General features: G+C 56.0%; 21 protein-coding genes. 5 read left to right on the top strand and 16 right to left on the bottom strand.

Going from position 1 to position 21,315, the window contains the following annotated elements; all coding sequences use genetic code 11:
• From AC2FIO_RS20880 to AC2FIO_RS20830, 11 genes are all read right to left on the bottom strand, one after another.
• Entirely contained in the window at window positions 1-852 is an 852-nt protein-coding gene (locus tag AC2FIO_RS20880) for a tetratricopeptide repeat protein (protein ID WP_282169105.1), read from the bottom strand.
• Window positions 853-882: 30 nt separating this feature from the next.
• Window positions 883-1,464 carry a tetratricopeptide repeat protein gene (locus AC2FIO_RS20875; RefSeq protein WP_496699818.1) on the bottom strand — a complete coding sequence of 194 codons (582 nt, stop codon included), beginning with the start codon at window positions 1,462-1,464 and terminating at the stop codon, window positions 883-885.
• Between the two features lie 7 nt (window positions 1,465-1,471).
• On the bottom strand, window positions 1,472-2,461 hold the full coding sequence (locus AC2FIO_RS20870) for a type II secretion system F family protein (RefSeq protein WP_282169107.1): 990 nt from the start codon (window positions 2,459-2,461) through the stop codon (window positions 1,472-1,474).
• A 10-nt stretch (window positions 2,462-2,471) separates the two neighbouring features.
• On the bottom strand, window positions 2,472-3,440 hold the full coding sequence (locus tag AC2FIO_RS20865) for a type II secretion system F family protein (protein WP_282120043.1): 969 nt from the start codon (window positions 3,438-3,440) through the stop codon (window positions 2,472-2,474).
• Window positions 3,441-3,452: 12 nt separating this feature from the next.
• A complete protein-coding gene (locus AC2FIO_RS20860) occupies window positions 3,453-4,898 on the bottom strand; it encodes a TadA family conjugal transfer-associated ATPase (protein WP_496699817.1) in 1,446 nt (481 codons plus the stop codon).
• 24 nt (window positions 4,899-4,922) lie between these two features.
• Window positions 4,923-6,155 carry a CpaE/TadZ family protein gene (locus AC2FIO_RS20855; protein WP_496699816.1) on the bottom strand — a complete coding sequence of 411 codons (1,233 nt, stop codon included), beginning with the start codon at window positions 6,153-6,155 and terminating at the stop codon, window positions 4,923-4,925.
• 199 nt (window positions 6,156-6,354) lie between these two features.
• A complete protein-coding gene (locus AC2FIO_RS20850; RefSeq protein WP_282120041.1) occupies window positions 6,355-6,981 on the bottom strand; it encodes an OmpA family protein in 627 nt (208 codons plus the stop codon).
• Between the two features lie 17 nt (window positions 6,982-6,998).
• Window positions 6,999-8,405 carry a type II and III secretion system protein family protein gene (locus tag AC2FIO_RS20845; RefSeq protein ID WP_282120040.1) on the bottom strand — a complete coding sequence of 469 codons (1,407 nt, stop codon included), beginning with the start codon at window positions 8,403-8,405 and terminating at the stop codon, window positions 6,999-7,001.
• 191 nt (window positions 8,406-8,596) lie between these two features.
• Complete coding sequence (gene cpaB / locus AC2FIO_RS20840) at window positions 8,597-9,466, bottom strand: Flp pilus assembly protein CpaB (RefSeq protein ID WP_496699815.1); 870 nt, start codon at window positions 9,464-9,466, stop codon at window positions 8,597-8,599.
• A 148-nt stretch (window positions 9,467-9,614) separates the two neighbouring features.
• Window positions 9,615-9,839, bottom strand: a complete 225-nt coding sequence (locus AC2FIO_RS20835; protein WP_282120038.1) for a hypothetical protein — start codon at window positions 9,837-9,839, stop codon at window positions 9,615-9,617.
• Between the two features lie 85 nt (window positions 9,840-9,924).
• A complete protein-coding gene (locus tag AC2FIO_RS20830) occupies window positions 9,925-10,137 on the bottom strand; it encodes a Flp family type IVb pilin (RefSeq protein ID WP_282120037.1) in 213 nt (70 codons plus the stop codon).
• A 353-nt stretch (window positions 10,138-10,490) separates the two neighbouring features.
• On the opposite strand from AC2FIO_RS20830, the gene AC2FIO_RS20825 reads away from it, so the two are divergent.
• The gene (locus AC2FIO_RS20825; RefSeq protein WP_496699814.1) at window positions 10,491-11,351 is read left to right on the top strand and encodes a lytic transglycosylase domain-containing protein; all 861 of its coding nucleotides are present in this window, start codon (window positions 10,491-10,493) and stop codon (window positions 11,349-11,351) included.
• Window positions 11,352-11,393: 42 nt separating this feature from the next.
• Here the strand turns inward: AC2FIO_RS20825 and AC2FIO_RS20820 are convergent, their stop codons facing one another.
• From AC2FIO_RS20820 to tldD, 5 genes are all read right to left on the bottom strand, one after another.
• Window positions 11,394-12,020 carry a CoA transferase subunit B gene (locus AC2FIO_RS20820; RefSeq protein ID WP_058276937.1) on the bottom strand — a complete coding sequence of 209 codons (627 nt, stop codon included), beginning with the start codon at window positions 12,018-12,020 and terminating at the stop codon, window positions 11,394-11,396.
• Window positions 12,020-12,724, bottom strand: coding sequence for a CoA transferase subunit A (locus tag AC2FIO_RS20815; RefSeq protein WP_496699813.1), 705 nt, complete (start codon window positions 12,722-12,724; stop codon window positions 12,020-12,022). Before AC2FIO_RS20815 ends, AC2FIO_RS20820 begins: the two co-directional genes overlap by 1 nt.
• Window positions 12,725-12,827: 103 nt before the next feature.
• Window positions 12,828-15,467: a type I DNA topoisomerase gene (gene topA / locus AC2FIO_RS20810; protein ID WP_496699812.1), complete on the bottom strand. Its 2,640-nt coding sequence runs from the start codon at window positions 15,465-15,467 to the stop codon at window positions 12,828-12,830.
• A gap of 174 nt (window positions 15,468-15,641) precedes the next feature.
• Complete coding sequence (gene dprA / locus AC2FIO_RS20805; protein ID WP_496699811.1) at window positions 15,642-16,775, bottom strand: DNA-processing protein DprA; 1,134 nt, start codon at window positions 16,773-16,775, stop codon at window positions 15,642-15,644.
• A 240-nt stretch (window positions 16,776-17,015) separates the two neighbouring features.
• On the bottom strand, window positions 17,016-18,437 hold the full coding sequence (gene tldD, locus AC2FIO_RS20800; RefSeq protein ID WP_496699810.1) for a metalloprotease TldD: 1,422 nt from the start codon (window positions 18,435-18,437) through the stop codon (window positions 17,016-17,018).
• A gap of 176 nt (window positions 18,438-18,613) precedes the next feature.
• Here tldD and coxB point away from each other — a divergent pair, with 176 nt between their 5' ends.
• The 4 genes from coxB to AC2FIO_RS20780 all read left to right on the top strand — a co-directional run bounded on the left by coxB (window position 18,614) and on the right by AC2FIO_RS20780 (window position 21,300).
• Window positions 18,614-19,525, top strand: coding sequence for a cytochrome c oxidase subunit II (coxB, locus tag AC2FIO_RS20795; RefSeq protein WP_108861729.1), 912 nt, complete (start codon window positions 18,614-18,616; stop codon window positions 19,523-19,525).
• Between the two features lie 85 nt (window positions 19,526-19,610).
• Window positions 19,611-20,567 (top strand): heme o synthase, encoded by a 957-nt coding sequence (gene cyoE, locus AC2FIO_RS20790; protein ID WP_496699809.1) that lies wholly within the window; start codon window positions 19,611-19,613, stop codon window positions 20,565-20,567.
• Window positions 20,564-20,725 carry a cytochrome c oxidase system small membrane protein gene (locus tag AC2FIO_RS20785; RefSeq protein ID WP_170561014.1) on the top strand — a complete coding sequence of 54 codons (162 nt, stop codon included), beginning with the start codon at window positions 20,564-20,566 and terminating at the stop codon, window positions 20,723-20,725. The genes cyoE and AC2FIO_RS20785 overlap by 4 nt, the downstream gene beginning before the upstream one ends.
• The gene (locus AC2FIO_RS20780) at window positions 20,725-21,300 is read left to right on the top strand and encodes a cytochrome c oxidase assembly protein (RefSeq protein WP_170561013.1); all 576 of its coding nucleotides are present in this window, start codon (window positions 20,725-20,727) and stop codon (window positions 21,298-21,300) included. The genes AC2FIO_RS20785 and AC2FIO_RS20780 overlap by 1 nt, the downstream gene beginning before the upstream one ends.
• Window positions 21,301-21,315 lie beyond the last annotated feature (15 nt).

Below are 21,315 nucleotides of genomic sequence, written 5' to 3'. Positions count from 1 at the left end.
TCAGGCCTCTTCAAGCGCGCGAAGCGATCGAACGGCTTCCTCATAATGCTGGGGGTGGGTTGCGATGGCTTCACGGAACAGGTTTTTGGCCGTCGTGATATCGCCTTGTTTGATCGCAGAAATACCCATTGTATTCAGCAGCATGGCCCGCTCAACTTGTGTCAGAGGAACAACTGGCATGTTATAGTTCCCCTGTGCAGCCCTGGCCAACACGAGGTTGTTCTTGGCGGTGAACAGCGATTTGTCCTGACGGATTGCTTCGGAAAACAATCTCTCGGCATCGGCGTAATCACCGCGCGATAGCTTGGAGTAGCCCCAGTTGTTCATAACGCCACCTGGGCGCGTGGTCAGACCAACGGCTGTTTCGTAAAAGTGATCTGCACGTTTCCAGTCTTTACTGGAGTCTGCAACGACCGCCTCAAGACGGTAACGTTGGAATGTCTCATAGGTTGGAGGAACAGAATCCAGCGTCGACTTGGCTGTTGCCCAGTCACCAGCGCGGACCGATGCGGCGGCGTATTCGACCCGGTCGACGTTGCTCGCGCCTTTCATGGTCGTCACTTTTTTCCACGCCGAAGCGGCCTCGGTCGTGCGTTTAGCGCGCGTAAGAGAAATCGCGAGGCCCCGTTGCAGGTCGATCCGGCCGGGGTTTTTTGCGGCGGCCCCTTTGAAATAAGTTACAGCCTCGTTTGGGTCAGCCGCGGTCAGAAGAACCTCGTTCAGGTTGGTTTCGTCAATGACGTTCACCTCCTGATAGGTGCGTTCTACCTTTTCTTCTTCGGTTTCTTTCTCGCAGGCGGACAGGACCATCCCGCAGACTACCATCGTCGGAATCAAGAATTGTTGGCGCATTTTTTGCGTCCCTTACTGCTCTTGCCTATGTTACGGGAGCTTGCGCAGCTTGAATTGCCCGTTGCCTTGCTGCTCCAGTGTATATTCTTGTTTTTCCGGGGTAGTATTAACAGGATTTTCCATTTTTGCGAGTGCTAAGCGCAGATTGTCCAAAATTGCGTCACTTTCGCCATTGTCCAAAGCAAAGGCGCGCCGGAACATCTGTTCTGCCTCGGGGTATTCGGCCTTTTCCATCAGCACAACACCAAGATTGTTCCACGCGATAGGCCAGTCAGGCTCATCCTCAACTGCGCGGCGCAGCAGTTCCTCTGCCTGCCCTAAACGCCTGAGACCCAGGTTCGCAGTTCCCATTGAGGTCAGGAGTTCCGTTGTCATCCCCTGATCCAGCGCGGCGCGGGAAAAGGATGTCAGCGCCAGTTCATATTCGCCCGATGCCATCAGCCGGTTTCCGACCGTAATCGGATCAACAGATTCTGCCTTAGAGTCGATACCAGGAGCATCCAGGTCGTTCGAAAGGCCTGTTTCTGTACAAGAGGCCACCATGGCAAGAACCAAGGTGGCCTGAAATGTGCGGCGTAGCCTGAACCGGATACACCTGAAATTTGAATTCATCGGGACGTTATCCACCGGATCCACTGTTTGCAAAGTCCGCGATGCCTTTTGCCGAAGGGCCGACCAGAATGACCAGCAACGGCGGCACCGTCAGCATCATTGTGGCAAGTGTCATTTTGGTTGGCAACTTGTTCGCGGCCTCTTCGGCGCGCATTACCCGCTTGTCACGCATTTCACCGGCATAAACCCGCAAGGCTTCGGCGATTGATGTACCAAATGTGGCCGACTGGATCATAACAGTCACAAACGAGCTGACGTCCTGAACGCCGCAACGTGTGCCAAAGTCTCTGAGAACGCTGTCCCTCTCCTTACCAGCCTTCAATTCGTGCGCGACGACTTCGAATTCCGAGGCAATATCCGGGTAAGAGACTTTCATTTCAGCTGCGACCCGAACAATCGCCTGATCCAGCGACTGACCAGCTTCGACGCAAACCAGCATAAGATCCAGAGTGTCGGGAAAACCTGCAACGATGGCTTCCTGTCGTTCGGCAACGCGTCGTGTGATCCAATAGCGCGGGAGGAAGTAGAACGCACATGCCGGGATCAAGACGCGCATAGCCATCTGGGCTGGTGTAAATTCCTGATCACCCGCAAAAACCGTGACCAACAGCACACCAATTGAAATACCGACCAAACCAAGCGCAAATTGAGCAAAATGGAAAAAGCGGACCGAGTCTTTGGACTGATACCCCGCCTGGCGCAGCTTGAGCTCCATCGCGGACAGTTCTTCCTTGTTCTGTGGTTCCAGGAAGTTCGCGAATTTCTGAAGCTGCTCGTTGCGGCTGGATTGTCGCAGTTTGTCCTTGTTGCCCTTTTTGCTTTCCTTGGAGGGTGCATTAGAGCGCTGAAGTTTCTTGAGAGGGTCCTCAGGCTGATTCAGCATCAGTGGCAAGGTCACAAGGATCATGAACAAGCCCAAAACCCCGACTACGATAAGTGGCCCGAACGGCCCCAAATTCTCGGTCAGGACTTCATTGATTTGGGTCAGAAATTCCATACTCAAGCCCTCAGACTTTGATATTCGTAAGAATGCGCATGACGATCAGGTTCAGTGTCAGCATGATGCCCACAAAGAAACACATCGGAATGAACCATGGGTGGTCCACAACTTCGTCATAGTAGCCCGGATCTTTTACCAAAATGAACAACAGGCAGAATAGGGGGAAGCCAGACAGGAACTTGCCGGACCATTTGGCTTCGGCCGTGATCGCATTGACACGGCGGAACAAGCGGAACCGCGCTCGGATAACCTGGGCCAGACCCGCCAAAATCTCGGCCAGGTTACCACCCGCCTGTTGCTGAATTCCTACCGCGACGGACAAAAAGCGCAGATCCTGCATCCCCAGTCGTTCGGCCATGTCTTTCAGGGCTTCACCGACGTCACGGCCATAGGCGCATTCATCTGCGATGACGCCAAATTCCGTGCCAAGCGGGTCTTGCACTTCATTGGCAACAATTTGAATCGTCGAAACAAATGGATTACCGACGCGAAGAGACCGAACCATTAGTTCAACTGCGTCGGGCAGTTGCTCTTCCATCAATCCCATACGCTTCTTGGCTTTGTTGTTTACCCAAGCATACACGCCACCCACGCCGATCGCGACCGACAGCGCAATCCGCAACACGACCTCGGTTCCTGTGCCGATGCTCAAGCCCACATAGGCAAATCCAGAAACCAGCATCATGATCATGATCAATTGGCGAGGTGAAAAGGCGATAGCAGCTTTTTGTGCCTTGTCGGCCAAAAGCGAATAGAGCGGGATGCTCTGGGATTTCATATGCTGCTGCATTTCCTTGCGCAGCTGTTCTAGAACCTGTTCGCGTCCGACGCCTTTCTCAAGCATATCCAAACGCCGGTTCACGCGGCTGTTCAGGCTGATGGACTTGCCAAATGCCACAAGATAGATGCCCTCGACCAGGAGAAGAACTCCGACGAAGATCACAACATAGATAAGAGCCTCTACGGGCAGTTGCATTTCCGGATCTCCTTAGACGGTCGTAGGTTCGTAGATGGATGACGGTAGATCAAAGCCCCACAGACGGAAGCGTTCGGAATAGTGGCTGCGCACACCGGTTGCGGTGAAATGGCCAATGATCTTGTTGTCCGGCGTTAGTCCAACGCGTTGAAACTTGAAAATTTCCTGCATGGAAATCACGTCACCTTCCATCCCCGTAATCTCAGTGATCGAGGTCATCCGACGTGAGCCGTCCTGCAGGCGGCTGGCCTGTACAATCAGGTTCACAGCGGATGAGACTTGGCTGCGTACCGCTTTGATAGGCATCTCGATCCCGGCCATCGCAATCATGTTCTCGAGACGCGAAATCCCGTCACGCGCCGAGTTGGCGTGGATCGTGGTCATCGAACCGTCGTGGCCAGTGTTCATGGCTTGCAGCATGTCGATCACCTCGGCGCCACGCGTCTCGCCCACGATGATGCGGTCAGGACGCATACGAAGAGCGTTTTTAAGACAGTCGCGCGGGCTGACTTCGCCTTTGCCTTCGACGTTAGGGGGGCGGCTTTCCATCCGTCCCACATGGGTCTGCTGCAGCTGAAGTTCCGCCGTATCCTCGATGGTCAGGATGCGTTCGGCGTCATCAATAAAGCTGGACAAGGCATTCAGCGTCGTCGTTTTACCGGAGCCTGTACCGCCCGAGACGATGATATTCAGGCGCGTTGAAACAGCTGCCTGCAAATAGGCGGCCATTTCCTCTGTGAAGGCGCCGAAATTGACCAGATCGTCGATGGCCAGCTTGTCTTTTTTGAACTTACGAATGGAAACCAGCGACCCGTCAACGGCGATAGGTGGCACCATTGCGTTGAAACGCGACCCGTCAGCCAGGCGAGCGTCAACATAGGGGTTAGATTCATCGACCCGGCGACCCACGGCGGATACGATCTTGTCGATGATCCGCATCAGGTGCTTTTCGTCCTTGAACGTGACGTCGCTGATTTCAAGCTTGCCGAACCGTTCGACAAAAATCTGCTGAGGACCGTTTACCAGGATATCGTTGACACTGTCGTCTTGAAGCAGCGTCTCAAGGGGGCCCAAACCAGTGACTTCGTCATACAGTTCTTTGTTTAGCTGTGACCGGTCTTCGCGGTTCAGAACAATATCGCGGGATTCGAGGATTTCGCTCGAGATCGCGCTGATTTCCGCTCGAAGTTCAGATTCTCCGGCCTTTTCAAGTGCCGCAAGATTCAGGTTTTCCAGCAGTTCCCGGTGCATCTCGATCTTAATCTCACCCAAGCGCTCTTTGCGCTTGCGATCCCGGTCCGATCCGACCGGTTCAGCAGCCTTCTTTTGAATTGGGCGGCGGGCGACGGCGTTGTCAGTGGATGCTTTTTTCGGAGCAGGCGTTTGCGCCGCAGCCTCAGGCGTTGGAGCAGCCTCGACCGGCTGCGCTGCTGGCTGCTTCTTGTATCTTGAAAACACGGCGACTACCCCTCTGAAATACGGTTACGCGGCCTCGGCGCTGCTGCTGCCCAAGCTGTGAAGCGATTTTGCAAGTTTTGCGATTTCCCGACGCAGCGGGTTCTTGGCGGCGGATTTGGCCAGCGGCAATCCGTGATCACCGCTTTGCATGACGGGTTTGCCACCATCCGGCAATTGTAGGTCAATTGAAATGCCCAGGCTTTCGCCCATGCGCTTGACCCGGCCTTTGCCATTCAAGTCAGTGAATTTCGGGGCTCGGTTCAGAGCGAACCGGAGTTTGTTGAACGGCAGTTCCTCGGCCTGGAGGGCGCGTTTCAACCGCAGCGCATTCTGAGCGGATCGCATGTCCAGCTCGATCATGGCAAAGTACACATGCGCAGCCTGAAGAACCGTTTCCGACCAATGAACAAGGGTCGTCGGCATGTCGACGACCACGTAGTCGAATTTCCTGCGGGCAATTTCGATGACGCGCTCGATGTCATCGGGTGTGATCAGGTCCAACGGAACCATATCGGACGGTGCAGTCAGGACCTCAAGCTTTTCCTCATAGGTTTGTAAGGCCTGCGAGAAGACATCGTCATCCATCAAAGTTGTGTCTGACAGCATCTCAAATATGGTTTCGCGTCGAGGAAGGTCCAGATATGTCGACACGCTGCCATATTGCAGATCCAGGTCGATGACGCACACAGAAGGCGCCTCTTTGTCTGACGCGGTTGCTAGCTCCCAGGCGAGGTTAACCGCCATGGTCGTTGATCCCACACCGCCTGCCAGCCCATGGACCACAAACAGCGCGCCTTCTTTCGAATCACCCTGAGCGACCTGAGCTGCCACTGCAGTCGTTGCCACCGGTTCAGGTTTGTTCATGCGCTCAATGGCTTCCTGCAGCTCTCCTTCGGGAAGAGGGTAGGGGACAAACTCGTCCGCGCCCTTGCGAAGCAGTTGGTGCAGAGACGCAGGTGTTACGTCTTCGGCGATCAGAACGATCTTGATCTTTTTCTCTTTGGCCTGCGAGATGATTTCGCCCATCAGCGAAAGGTTGTCTTCATCTTCTCCGTCAATAGCAAGCGCAACGAATTCAAGGCTTTCCGCCTCTGGTTGGCTGAAAAAAGCCAGGGCTTCGGCAAACCCAAGGTCGCCCCAACGTTCGCCCAAAATGGTTTCCATGTCCTCGATCAGAAGATCAAAATTTTGGACGTCACGGCTGATCGTGCAGGCCAGAATGGCAGTTCCGTCATCATGCGTTTTGGCGCTTGTCATTCACACAATCCTCGTCGTCTGGACCTGCTCACTGCCCGAACATGTTTGGTTCGGTTCAGTTCGCTGTTGCCCGGTCGCGGCCAATTCGGGCCGCACTTCACCTAATTGTTGAAAAGATGGCTTGGAACTTAGGCAAGATTTTGGCGCAAAAGAACCAATTGTAGGGAAATGGGCGACGATGCCGCCCATTTCTTATGGATTATTCATCGTCGCTGCCGCCAGCGTCTTCACGCTGGATGTAACTTTCTCTTGTCGCGCTGTCGACGTATTCGCGGTACACGATCTCGGCGTATTTGCCATCCAGCACCAGCGGGTTGCGATCCAAGAAGCCGGACACTTCGGTCACAGTACGCCGATTTCGGCGATCTCGGTTCGGAGTGTCGATCAGAGGTCGTGTTTTCCCAAAGGAAACAACGGCTTCCAAGCGTGATCGCGAGATTCCCTGCTGCGTCAGGAACGCGACGGCGGCGTTTGCACGACGTTGCCCAAGCGACTGGTTATAGGCGGTAGAGCCGACGGCATCGGTATGGCCGTAAACGCGGAACCGCGCTTCGGGGAACTGCTTGATCCATGCCGCTTGCCGCAACAAGACCCGTTGCGCCTGAGCGTCCAGCTGAGAACTGTTAAACGCAAAATTGATCTGCGTCGGAACTTCTGCAGCAAACCGCTGACCCAGGATTTGGGCGTATGTCAATTCACCGTTCATGACCTGAACGTTGTTTAGCGTTGCGTTGCCAAAGGCGCCTTGGTCGATTTCGTATCCGGCCTCGCGTGTACACGCGGCAACGGTGACCGACAGACCCAGTGTTATGATCCACTTCTGCATTGGTCCTATCCTCTCAATCATTCCAGGATGTAGCCGTATGAGCTGCCAAAGTCCTGTTTGGCGACTTCAGACGCAGCACCCGAACCAACGCGCGTCGTTCGCGCCGTTTTTCCGTTCAAGAACAGGTCAAACTCACTAGGCGGTTTGACGCGGTCTGTCGGCAGGGCCAGGGCTTCACCACGGGTGGGTGATACCAGATGGGCTGTGACGATGATAACCAGTTCAGATTGCTGACGCTGGTATTCCGCGCTGCGGAACAAAGCACCCAGCACAGGAATGTCGCCGACCCATGGAATTTGGCTATTCAGGTCCGCGAAGTTGTCCTGAACCAACCCTGCAATCGCAAAGCTCTCGCCGTCTCGCAATTCAACTGTCGTCTTCGTCTGACGCGCAATGAATGTTGGCACGTTGTTGCCTGCAATTGAAAAGTTGGAGTTAGGGTCAATAGTTGACACCGATGTTCCCAGCTCGAGGTTTATCAGATCACCGTCCACCACGCGGGGCGTAAAGAGGACCTGCACACCAAAATTCCGGTATTCAATTGCGATTTGGCCGTCATCGGCTGGAACCGGAATCGGGACTTGGCCGCCAGCCAGGAATTCAGCTTCCTGACCAGACAGAGCTGACAGGTTGGGCTCTGCAAGAGTACGGGCAAGCCCTTTGGATTCGAGCGCCTCCAACAGCAAGCGTACCTGTGTCGAACCGGCACCAAAGCCAAACAAGATGGCACCTGTATTTGTCTGCTGGAAGGGAATGTTGTTGTTCAACGCGTTGGCCAACGCACCAGCGGTGTTCAACGTGTTGAATCCGCCCGTTGTGTCACCACCGCCAAAACCAAGCGATGCGGTCAAACTTTTGGCAACCGACCGATTCATTTCGGCAAAGCGAACTTTCAGCATGACCTGTTGAACACCGCCAACAGACATTAGGTTCGAAACCCGCTCGGGCGCGTAACGTTCTGCAAGTTCCAGGGCACGGGCCAATTTAGCCGAGCTGGAGATCGTGCCAGAAAGAACGATGCCGTCGTTGGCAGTACGCACTTCGATTGGCTCGTTCGGCAGAATCTGTCTCAATCTCTCTTTGAATTCAGACACATCCGGCGAAACACGGACCCGAACGTTGGCCAGCAGGTTGCCAGCCCCATCGAACAAAGTCAGCGTGGTCAGGCCAGGTGCCTTACCCAAAACATAGATAGTACGATCAGAAAGCGACGAAATGTCAGCGATGCCTGCGTTGGCGATGCTGAGTTCCGCAAATGGTGTTTCGCTTTCAACGACAATTGCGCGGTTCATCGGAACGTCCAGCGTTTCCGCCGTACCGTTCTTAACCACGCGAAGTGTTTCAGCTTGGACAGCAGTGCTGGCCGAACTGATAACTAACGCCAACCCCAGAAGGGTTGCGTTGAACCAAGATATTATTTTCATGTGACCTGCCTCTCCGATCACGCCTCGTTTTAGGTCTAATGCCTTATGTGCGATAACACTGCGCGAATTACGATTTTATTGCAATAATCAATGGTTTCTGGAATTTTCCTTATGTGGGTAATGCGCAACATTCGAAACGAAACAAGCCGCGCTGATGGCGCGGCTTGTAGCTTTAACGTTTTGATTTCGCGCTAGTTTGTGCAGGGAATGGGTGTTTGGACGATTTCCGCGCCACGACGAATGTTGGTGAAGCACTTTCGTTCCTCAACCTGAACAGGCGCTGGTGCGGCTGCTTCGATTCCCAGCAGTTTTCTTTGGTCCACTTCAATCGCAGTCGCAATGGTCTCATCCTGGGTGCCGACCAATGCCAGTGACAAGCGTCCAGTGTTCTGAGCTTGGGCGAGTGCGGCGACCTGTTCCGGGGTTATTGCAACAGTGACCGTCCTGGCGATTGTTGTGCCGGTCACGTCCGATCCCGCGGATTGATCAATTGCAATCAATTCAATGTTGGTCTGGATAAGACGTGTGATCTCTCCCTCGCCGCCAGTACCTCTTAGGGATCCGGTCCAGTAAACGTCGACGTTATCGCCCGGGCGTAAAAAGCCAGACACGCCAGATGCTACATCTACGCTGATGGCAAAAGCTCGCATGCCTTTCTCAAGGCGCGAGGTAAGGCCAGCCGATTCGCCGGGCTGGGTTACTTTAACTTCCAAAAGCGCCTCGTCTTTTTCTATCGTGCGAAGGATAAAGCGATCGCCCTTACGATCTTGCGGAAACAACGCGGTCATATCCGAGAAAGTTCCTTCAGGAATCGCGTCCTCTGGCCACTGCACGACGCGCACATCGTCTTCTGCCAGACGCTCGCCGTATTTCATCGCCCGATTCAAAACCATGACGTCCACTGTAGGAATTGTCTTAACGTTCGCCAGAGCGTTTTGTGTAGCCAATCTCTCGCGCTCTAGTTCCGCCTGGGTTTGACTGATGTAATCCTTTGCCAGGTACACAGCACCACCGGCCAGAGCGACCCCAATAATCAGAACAAGTCCAAATACCGCACGCATTCGCGTCCCCTCACACTTCTTTTTTGGTTTGGTGTCGATCAGAATACGACATCATTTGCCCCCTGTGTAAACGTGAATTGTGTCGAAAAGGGGGACAATGTTGGGTAAATTGGCAAACCTTGTTCTAGGAAACTAGGAAATAGAGCCGTTAAGAGCCGGAGCCGGAAAATTCCACTGAGATTTCCAATGAATCAACTTGGGTTGCCACTCCGTTCATTGATCTGCCGTTGGCTTCATCAATCGCCTTCAGAGGGGCGAAAAAGTAAATGCCCACGAAAGCAGCTAGTCCAACCACTGCTGCGGTTAGAACGACCCAATCAACTGTGACCGCCCCATCTTCGTTTTTCAGGAATTTTTCGAGTCTGTTCAACATCAGAGCACCAGAGACGGAAGTTTAGAAAAAAATAGGGGCCAAGCTAGTTCAAGCATGGCCCCACCCCAGATAGTCTGTACCTGGATTAGTTGTCGGTTGGGTTGACGTCAGGCGTCTGAACGGCAGTCGAAACGCTTGTCAACGATGTGCCAACGCTGTCCGACACGGCTTTGGTGCCGTTACCGATCTGAGTGTATGCAACTGCGGCCAGGCCAACAACGGCTGCGGTCAGAACGACCCAGTCTACTGTTACGGCGCCGTCTTCGTCTTTGCGGAAGTTCTTGATGAACTTGATCATGTTACGTCCCTCCTAAAGGATCTAAAAAAGTCAATTAAACCTAGGCGTCTATCAGAGCTTCCTCTCTCAGTCCGCTCCCGATCGTCTCGGTATGGCACTATGATTGACCGCTGTGCATGGCAGGAATTGGGCCAAACCCTATTTTTTTTTGGTGAAGTTTAACTTTTTGGTAGTTTTTCTGGTAACTACTTAAAAATAAACAATAAAAAAACAAACCTAACAGAGGTTGTCTGGTCGCCCCGATGCAAATTTGCGGCAAATGAGGCGAAATTGCCCCATTTCGCATTGTTTTTCTGGCCTTGCGGGCAGATTCGAGGTTCAACTCAACCAAAAGAAAAACATGAGGCAGGCAAATGAATCTCCGGCTCGCAATGACTTGCGCCGGTTTGGCGGCGTTGATGCTGTCTGGCCCAGTGCCAGTCGTGGCGAACGAGGTTGAGCCAAGAGGCGTTTACAAACGGGTCAAGGCCCCAAAGCCTGGCACGCGGCCACGCGTCACGGTCCAGATTACGCCCGATGAGCATGCGAAGACCCCGTCTGCCCCTAGTACAGGCGTAGAATTAGTCGAACCTGAAATCATCGCGCGCACGCGTGTCATACCGCCAACTCTTCCCGGTGCGGGCAAAAAACCGGTTGGTTCGTACAAGGCTTTCTGGGAAAGGGTGTCGCCATCATTGACCGAGGCCGGGTCCGGACGGCTGAACGATGCCATGAATGCACTGGCTGCCATCAACGTCGCGGCACCGCGTTTACAGACCCTGCAAAATATCGCCCAACAGCGCCGCGTGGATATTCTGCGCTCGACCGTGGGAACAAATGTCTCACCGGCATTGGTTCTGGCGGTCATTTCCGTGGAATCCGCCGGGCGCACCGACGCTGTAAGCTCGGCAGGGGCACAAGGATTGATGCAGCTGATGCCTGCAACCGCCAAACGTTTTGGGGTTCAGGACAGTACGCAGCCGTCGCAAAACATTGCGGGAGGTGTGAAGTACCTTAACTGGCTGATGGAAGAATTCGGTAACGACCCGATCCTCGTCCTTGCGGGGTATAACGCCGGGGAAGGGGCCGTACGTAAGCACGAAGGCGTCCCGCCTTACGCAGAGACCCGTGATTACGTACCCAAAGTTCTTGCAGCGTTTCAGGTGGCGCGGGCGTTGTGTTCGACACCGCCTCAGCTGATTACGGATGGGTGTGTATTCCAATCGTTGAACTGAAAATGGCCCACCCGAAACGGTGGGCCTTTTCATTGGTGTGAATTAGTTGACGATGTTGGCTTCGGTCGCAGCGCGGATCTCGTCTTCGGTCACGCCTTCGGCAATCTCGATGATCTTCAGGCCGCCATCAACCACGTCCAGAACGCCAAGGTTGGTGATGATGCGGTTCACCACCTTCTTGCCGGTCAGGGGCAGGGTGCACTTCTTCAGCAGCTTGGACTTGCCGTGCTTGTTGGTGTGGTCCATCACGACGATCACGCGACGAACACCTGCAACCAGGTCCATCGCGCCGCCCATGCCCTTCACCAGCACGCCTGGAATCATCCAGTTGGCCAGATCGCCTTCTTCATCGACCTCCATCGCGCCCAGAACGGCGGCCGCGATCTTACCGCCGCGGATCATGGCAAACGATGTGGCACTGTCGAAATAGGCGGTGCGGGACAGCTCCGTGATCGTCTGCTTGCCAGCGTTGATCAGATCCGGGTCTTCTTCGCCTTCAAAGGGGAAGGGGCCCATGCCCAGCATACCGTTCTCGGATTGGAGGGTGATGTCCTTGTCACCAACATAGTTTGCCACCAGCGTCGGAATACCGATGCCGAGGTTTACATACATGCCGTCTTCCAGCTCTTGCGCCGCACGTGCGGCCATCTGATTACGATCCCAGGGCATTATGCTTCCTCCTTCTTACGGGTGGTGCGTTGTTCGATGCGCTTTTCGTGCTGACCCTGAATGATGCGATGCACGTAGATGCCGGGCAGGTGGATCATATCGGGGTCCAGCGAACCACGCGGCACGATTTCCTCGACCTCGGCGATGCAGATCTTGCCACAGGTCGCAGCAGGTACGTTAAAGTTGCGCGCGGTCTTGCGGAAAATCAGGTTGCCGGTGTCATCGGCCTTCCATGCTTTGACAATGGCCAGATCGGCAAAGATGCCTTCTTCCAAGATGTAAGTCTCGCCATTGAAGTCTTTGTGCTCTTTACCATCGGCGATCACGGTGCCCACACCGGTCTTGGTATAGAACCCGGGGATGCCTGCGCCACCAGCGCGCATGCGTTCGGCCAGGGTACCTTGCGGGTTGAATTCGAGCTCCAGCTCTCCAGCCAGATATTGGCGCATGAACTCGGCGTTTTCACCGACGTAAGAGCTGATCATCTTTTTGACCTGCTTGGTCTGCAGCAGGGTGCCGATACCGAAATCGTCGACGCCGGCGTTGTTCGAAGCAAACGTCAGATCTTGAGCGCCCGAGTTCTTGATCGCCTCAAGCAGCAGTTCGGGAATACCGCACAGGCCAAAACCGCCTGCCGCGATCATCATGCCGTCCGAAATCACTCCATCGAGCGCTTCGGTGGCATTGGCATAGACTTTCTTCATGGAAAACTCCCCCAATGACATGGTGATGGCGCAGGTTGTGCCGCCACGTCACGGGGAAGTCAATGAAACCAAGGGGTAGGTGGTATTTCTACCTAGCCAGTCGTTAGGTGGCCGCCTTTTTGGTTGTTTTCTTGGCCGCAGCTTTCTTTTTCGGAGCCGCTTTTTTCTTGGTGCCCTTTTTGGCTGCGCGTTCGTTGACCAGTTCGATGGCCATTTCCTGTGTCACATCCTCGGGCTTGATATCTTTGGGGATTGTCGCGTTGACCTTTTCCCATTTCACGTATGGCCCATAGCGCCCATCCAGAACCTGCATCGCGCCGCCATCTGGGTGCTCGCCCAATTCCTTCAACGCCTTGGCCGCTGCGCGACGGCCACGCCCGGGGTTGGCACGCTTTTCGGCCAGCAACTCGACAGCGCGGTTCATGCCGATCTCAAACACGTCGTTGGGGTCTTTGAGGTTGGCGTAGACCGGCTTGGCCTCATCCGCCAACTGATGCATCAGATAGGGGCCAAACCGCCCAAAATTCGAACTGATCATACCACCATCTGGATGCTCACCAATCTGGCGGGGCAGGGACAACAGCGTCAGCGCCTTGTCCAGATCCATGTCATCCTTGCTCCAGCCACGCGGCAGAGACGCACGCGGAGGTTTCTTGTTCTCGGGCGTCGGTTCGCCGCGCTGAACATAGGGGCCAAAGCGGCCGGACTTCAGCCAGATATCATCCCCTGCATCTTCGCCCAGAAGACGTTCCTCGCCTTCAGCGCCTTCGCCGGCGATGGGGCGGGTATAGGTGCATTCAGGATAGTTTCCACACCCAACGAACCCGCCGGTGCGCGACGTCTTCAGGTGCAACTGACCCATTCCACATTTCGGACAGACACGCGGGTCCGAGCCGTCTTCACGCGGCGGATAAAGCTGCGGCGCCAGGGCTTCGTCGAGTTTGTCCAGAACCTCGGAGATCCGCAATTCGGACGTCTCGCCGATAGCAGCCGAGAAATCGCGCCAGAACTTGCTCAGCAACTCCTTGTAGTCACGCCCACCGGCGCTGACGTCGTCCAATTGTTCTTCCAGATTGGCGGTGAACTCATACCCCACGTACTGCCGGAAGAAGTTCAGCAGGAAGATCGTAACGATCCGGCCCTTCTCCTCTGGGATCAGCCGGTTCTTGTCTTTGCGCACATATTCCCGGTCCTGAATCGTGGTCACGATCGAGGCATAGGTCGACGGTCGCCCGATCCCCAGCTCTTCCATCCGCTTGACCAGCGTAGCCTCGGTGTAGCGCGGCGGCGGTTGCGTGTGGTGCTGCAGGGCAAGTACAGATTCGTTCTCGGACAGAATGGCCTCTTTCGCGGCCTTTTCAGTGCCTTCGCTGGTCGCTTTGGTGAACTGATCACGCAGGGATGTTTTGGCAAACCGAGCTGGATCGCCCTGCATGATTTGCGGCAGGCGCTTTTCATCATCATCGGCCACGTCGTCGCGGCCTTCTTCATAAACGCGCATGAACCCGTCGAACAGAACAACCTGACCGGTGGCGCGCAGGCCGACCTGGCCGTCATCGCTGCCAATCTCGACCGTAGTGCGCTCCAGCCGGGCCGCAGCCATCTGGCAGGCAATGGTACGTTTCCAGATCAGGTCATACAGTTTGCGCTGATCCTCATCTGTGACCTTCAGCGCCTTGGTATCGCGGGACATATCCGTCGGGCGGATACATTCGTGCGCTTCCTGGGCGTTCTTGGCCTTGTTTTTATAGATACGCGGGCTGTCCGGCACGTATTCTGCACCGTAACGGTCTGCGATGGTATCGCGAGTGGCCGCCACGGCCTCGGGCGCCATGTCGATGCCGTCGGTCCGCATATATGTGATGTAGCCCGCCTCGTAGAGGCGTTGAGCAACCTGCATCGCGTGACGCGCGCCCATTCCGAACTTGCGGCTTGCTTCCTGCTGCAAGGTAGAGGTCATGAAGGGCGCACTGGGGTTGCGCGCGGCGGGCTTAGCCTCGACCGAAGTAACGCTCAGCGCGCGGCTGGTGATGGCCTGCACCGCCAGTTCGGCCTGCGTGGCGTTGGCCAGATCATGTTTGTCCAGTTTCTTACCGGCCAGCGTGACCAGACGCGCCTCATAAGTCTGGCCGCGCGGTGTTTCGAACACAGCCTTCACAGACCAATATTCGACTGGCTTGAACGCTTCGATCTCCATCTCGCGTTCGACGATCAGGCGCAGACAGACTGACTGAACGCGACCGGCAGACTTGGCGCCGGGCAGTTTGCGCCACAGAACCGGGGACAAGTTGAAACCCACCAGATAATCCAGCGCGCGGCGGGCCAGATAGGCCTCGACCAACGGCATGTCGACCTGACGCGGGTTCTGCATCGCCTCGGTCACCGCATCCTTGGTGATCGCGTTGAAGGTCACGCGGCTGACAGGCGTGTCTTTCTTGATCGAGCGGCGCTTGGTCAGGGCTTCTTGCAGGTGCCAGCTGATAGCCTCACCCTCACGATCAGGGTCAGTCGCGAGAATCAAAGCGTTGTCTTCTTTCAGCGCATCGGCGATGGCTTTGACATGTTTGCGGCTGTCGTTGCCGACCTCCCACTTCATCTCAAATTCATGCTCGGTATCGACGGATCCGTCCTTGGGCGGCAAGTCCCGGACATGGCCATATGAGGCCAGCACCGTGTAGTCAGGGCCAAGATATTTGTTGATTGTTTTGGCCTTGGCAGGGGATTCTACAACAACTACAGGCATTTAAGGGAAAACCTCGCTCGACGGAATTGGCGCCTTCTATGATCGTGCAAGATGTGGAGGGCAAGGGCGAATTGTCAATGCGTTCCTTTGAACACAGGAATTATGTGGTAATTTCAACCACGTAACCTGTGCATAAAAAGGACTTGGGCAGAAACCAGGCCTCAGCGATGAAGGTTATGCTGACAGCGACAGGAGGCCGCCGGGCTGGCGCTGGATCTGTCCCTCGAGTTCCAGATCAATCAATGCGGGTCCGATTTCTCCGGCCGTTGCGGCAATGTCGCGGATCAACTGATCTTCGGCAATTGGCGAGGGCCCCAATCGCGACAGGATTTCACGATGCAGCGCGGCACCTGCGATCACCGGTTCTGCCACTACGTTGGGTACGGTGAGGGCTTCGGCCTGACGGGCAGTTGCTTGTTTCGGTAGCGCCTCAATGACGTCTTCGGCGGCTCGCACCAATATCGCGCCGTCCCGGATCAGCATATTGCACCCGGCAGCGCGTGCATCGAAAGGGTGCCCGGGTACGGCCAGAACCTCGCGCCCCTGATCCAAGGCGTCCCGTGCGGTAATCAGACTGCCGGATTTTGCGGCAGCTTCGACGACGACAACCGCTTGGGCCAGACCTGAGATAATCCTGTTTCTGCGCGGGAAGTGCCGGGCCTGCGGTGTGACGCCCATAGGCTGTTCAGAGACACGCAACCCGGTTTGGCCAATCTTTTCCGCCAAAACAGTGTTTTCGGTGGGATAGACGACATCCACGCCGCCCGCCATCACAGCGACGGTGCCCGTTTCAAGCGCGGCCATATGGGCCGCTGTATCAATGCCGCGTGCCAGGCCGGACACAACGACATAGCCTTGCTTGCCGAGATCTGTGGCAAGCCCCCGCGCCATCCGCGCCCCCAGGGACGAACAATTCCGCGCACCGACCAGTGCAATCGACCGGCGCTGCAGCAGAGAGCTATCTCCAATCGCCCAAAGCATTGGCGGGGCGTCGGATAGATCGTTCAAGGCATCTGGATAATCGGCGGAGCCAAGGCACAAAAGGTGCGCGTTCGCGGCTTTTGCGGCCTTGAGTTCCGCCTCAATCACGCCGGGGGGGCAAACTTCGTACCCATCAATTCCGGCAGCGCGTGCCATCTCCGGCAGCGCGGCCAGCGCGTTCTGCGCCGAGCCATGTTCCCGCAGCAACCGACGAAACGTCGCCGGACCAACCTTGCGAGAGCGCAACAGACGAAGCCAGGAAAACCGATCCTCTTCCGTGGTGGGTGGGAGTGTGGGGTGATAGGAAGAATGCTGCTCTTCGGTCATCCGATGCTCCGCCTGATTGCAGAACTGGTTTACGATTGCTGGGGTTAACAGCTTGTGAATCTCTTCAAATTATCCGGATAATTTTCGGCGTTTATCACTTAGAGTTATTTAGTGCGTTGAAATGTATGAAATAAACACAACGGCCTTCAATGCGGGCGCCTGACAGGATGTTAAGGCGCCGGCGGGCTAAAAGCGCAGCGTTAACCCTGCGCTCTCGATTTCCCGCCAAGCGATTCCCGGCTATGCGGCCGATCCGCCGACTGTCAGGCCATCCATCAGAACGGTAGGCTGGCCAACGCCGACCGGTACCCACTGGCCGTCTTTGCCACAGGTTCCCATGCCCGGATCCAGCGCCATGTCGTTGCCCAACCCCCGAATGCGTTTAAGGGCGGATGGACCGTCGCCGATCAGGGTCGCGCCTTTGACGGGTGCCCCGATCTTACCGTTTTCCACGCGGTACGCCTCGGTGCACGAGAACACGAATTTGCCGTTGGTGATATCCACCTGACCGCCGCCGAAACCAACGGCCCAGATTCCGTCCTGGATGTCCGCAACCAAAGAGGCCGGATCAGCCTCACCGCCCAGCATCACAGTGTTCGTCATCCGCGGCATGGGTTTGTGCGCATAGCTTTGCCGCCGCCCGTTTCCGGTGGGGGCCACGCCCATCAGGCGCGCGTTTTGGCGATCCTGCATATAGCCGGTCAGGACGCCATCTTCGATCAAAACTGTCCTTGAACTGGGTGTGCCTTCGTCATCCAAAGAGATCGAGCCGCGACGATCCGGGATTGTGCCGTCATCAACAACGGTCACGCCTTTGGATGCGATCTGCAGTCCCATCAAACCGGCAAAGGCCGAGCTTCCCTTGCGGTTAAAGTCCCCCTCCAAACCGTGTCCGATTGCCTCGTGCAACAGGATGCCCGGCCAACCGGGGCCCAGCGCGACCTCCATCACGCCGGCAGGGGCCGGGATCGCGTCGAGATTGACCAAGGCGATCCGCAACGCCTCGCGCGCTTTGTCCTGCCAATCCGACGGATCGATCAGGCCGTCTAGCCCGACGCGCCCGCCACCCCCGGCCGAGCCACTTTCGCGGCGACCGTTCTGTTCGACGATGACCGAGATATTGAGGCGGGTCATTGGCCGCACGTCTCGCATCAGTACGCCGTCCGGGCGCAAAATCTCGACTTCTTGCACGGCTGCGGCGATTGTCGCGCTAACCTGCACGACGCGGGGATCCATGTCGCGGGCATAGGAGTCGATCTCGCGCAGTGTTTCGATCTTTACCGGGAAATCAGCGGATTCAATCGGGTCTTCGTCCGTATAAAGGCGGGTATTGGTAGCGCGGGGACCATCGGCCAGCGTGCCGCCGCCGTCGCCAACAGCCAGGCGCGCGGTCTCGGCTGCCCGCTTCAGCGCCGGAATTGAGACGTCGGTGGAATGCGCATACCCAGCAACTTCACCCTGCACCGCCCGCAGGCCAAACCCTTCGGATGCGTCATAAGATGCCGTCTTCAAGCGCCCGTCGTCAAAGACCAAAGCCTCGGATTTTCGCCGCTCGACAAACAGCTCTCCGTCATCTGCCCCAGAGGTGGCGGATTGCAAAACCGCAAGCGCCTCGTCCTGCGGAATAGCGCTATCAAATGGGCGAAACGGGTCATTGGACATCTGTTGGGACCTTCCGAGTTTGATCCAGATCAAAAATAGCGTCTGTTTGACGCAAGCATTTTGCTTTATCTACCCGACGGAATATGGTTTTTAACGCGGCCAAAGACAACGGGAGAGGTGCGACTGATTCACACCTTTTCGCCAGAGAAGCAAAGATCAGACGATCAGGACAGAAAATGAAGAATGCTTTGATGCTTTCGGGGTTGATGACAGCCCTCTCCAGCCTTCCCGCAATGGCTCAGGAGCTTGAGATTATTGGTAAGCCGGTTGATGGCGGCCTTGGGTTCCAGCCCGCGGCCACCAGCCTGGCCTCGGGGATTCAGCGGCTGGATGATATGATTCTGGTGATCATCACCGCGATCTGCCTGTTTGTTGCAGGTCTGCTGATCTACTGCATCATTCGATACAATTCGCGTAACAACCCTGAACCGGCGCGATTCTCGCACTACACCCCGGTTGAGATTGCCTGGACCCTTGGCCCGATCCTGATTCTGGTCTTCATCGGTGCCTTCTCGCTGCCAGTTCTGTTCAATCAGCAGGAAATTCCCGAAGGCGACATCACCATCAAAGTCGTTGGGAACCAGTGGTACTGGACCTACGAATACGTTGATCACGATTTCGCCTTCGACAGTTATCTGCTGGGCCATCCGGCCACATTGGATGAAGGCGCCCGCCCGGCTGATGCGGATGTGACTCCGTTTGTTCTGAACGACGCGATGCGTGCTAAGCTGGCGGATGCGGGCTACAGCGACGACGAATGGCTGCTGGCCACTGATACCGCAGTTGTCGTTCCTGTTGGCAAGATCATTGTGATGCAGGTTACCGCTTCAGACGTTATCCATTCGTGGACCATCCCGTCCTTCGGCGTAAAGCAGGACGGTGTTCCGGGTCGTCTGGCCGAACTGTGGTTCGAGGCCGAAAAGGAAGGCATCTATTTCGGTCAATGTTCCGAACTGTGCGGCAAGGATCACGCTTATATGCCGATCACCGTCAAAGTGGTCAGCGAAGAGGCGTATGAGCAGTGGCTGCAAGGCGCACTGGAAGAGTATGCAGGTCAGCCCGCAACCTATCAGGTTGCATCCAAGTAATGACCCGCGCGGGCTGAAAAGCTCGCGCCAAAGGTAATGCAGGCTGCGCGGTATCCGCGCAGCTTTCGCCCCAGAAGGACCGGAAATGAGCGACGCAAGCATCAATGCCAGCACAGTAAGCGCCCAATCCCACGCGGATGAGGCCAGCTTTGGCGATTTCTTTGCCTTGCTGAAGCCGCGTGTGATGTCGCTGGTCGTGTTCACCGCTTTGGTCGGCCTTCTTGCGGCACCGGTCCCTGTTCATCCATTCGTCGGCTTTTGCGCCATCCTGTTCATCGCTATTGGCGGCGGCGCATCCGGCGCTTTGAACATGTGGTGGGATGCCGATATCGACCGCGTGATGAAGCGCACCAAAGGCCGCCCGATCCCCTCTGGCAAGGTCCAGGAGGGTGAGGCGATGGCAATCGGGCTGGCCCTGTCGGGGCTGTCCGTTATTATGCTGGGTCTGGCAACCAACTGGTTTGCCGGCGCTTTCCTGGCCTTCACGATCTTTTTCTACGTTGTTGTCTATACGATGTGGCTGAAACGCTCGACGCCGCAGAACATCGTCATCGGCGGAGCTGCTGGGGCTTTTCCGCCGGTTATCGGCTGGGTTGCTGCAACCGGGTCGATGTCGATCGAGCCGTGGCTGATGTTTGCCCTGACTTTCATGTGGACCCCGCCGCATTTCTGGGCTCTGGCGCTGTTCATGCGCTCGGATTACGACGATGCGGGTGTTCCGATGCTGACCGTCACACATGGTCGTCGCGCCACGCGCTGGCACATTCTGGTCTATACCGGGCTGCTGGCCATGCTGGCTGTTGGAACCGCATTCTCGGGTATTGGCGGTCCGATCTACCTGACCGTCGCTGTGGTCTTGAACGCGCTGTTCCTGCGCGGAGCGTGGCAGATTTCGCGCCGGAACGAGGATGTCTCCGAGGCCGACAATTTCAAGGTCGAACGCGCGTTCTTCAAGCTGTCGCTGCTGTATCTGTTCCTGCATTTCGGTGCTATCTTGGTCGAAGCACTTCTGAAACCCTATGGGCTGGGAGGTTGGTCATGAGCCTGCGCAAGAGCCACGAACTTCACCAACGCCGGTTCAGCCGTAACCTTGGGGTCGGCCTGACGCTGGCCGCCTTTATCGTGATCATATTTGGTCTGACGGTCGTAAAGGTTTCAGGAACAGATTTCAGCTTGGCGACGCAAGAGGTACAGAACTGATGGCGCTGACAGGTCCTCAGAAAACTGTTGCGCAGACAGTTGGCGTGGTTGTCCTAATGGGCAGCCTGGCGTGGGCATCAGTCCCGTTTTACGATTGGTTCTGCCGCGTCACCGGTTTTGGAGGCACCACCGGTGTTGCTGCGACTGCGCCCGAGGATATTCTGGATCGCAAGGTTACCGTCCGCTTTGACGCCTCGAAGGCAAAAGGCATGGAATGGGAATTCAAGCCGGTCGCTCGCGAGATGGAAGTGCGTATCGGCGAAACCGGACTGGCCTTTTATGAAGCCTACAACCCGACCGACCGCCCCATCGCGGGACAGGCGTCCTATAACGTGACTCCGTATTCAGCCGGCGGGTATTTCCAGAAAATTGCCTGTTTCTGCTTTGAAGAGCAGGTGCTGCAACCCGGTGAACGTGTTGAGATGCCGGTCACCTTTTTCGTCGACCCTGAAATGGTCGAGGATCTTGAAGCTAAGTATGTTCATACGATTACACTGTCGTATACATTCTACGAAATTGACCTGCCCGAGGGCGTTGCCGCCCTTGAGACGCAGGCTGATATAACAACGAACTAACGCCTGTAGGTGAGG

Source organism: Ruegeria sp. CDSB086, assembly GCF_059611065.1.
Note: the sequence above shows the minus strand (reverse complement) of the source record. Positions and strands in the feature narration are given on the sequence as shown.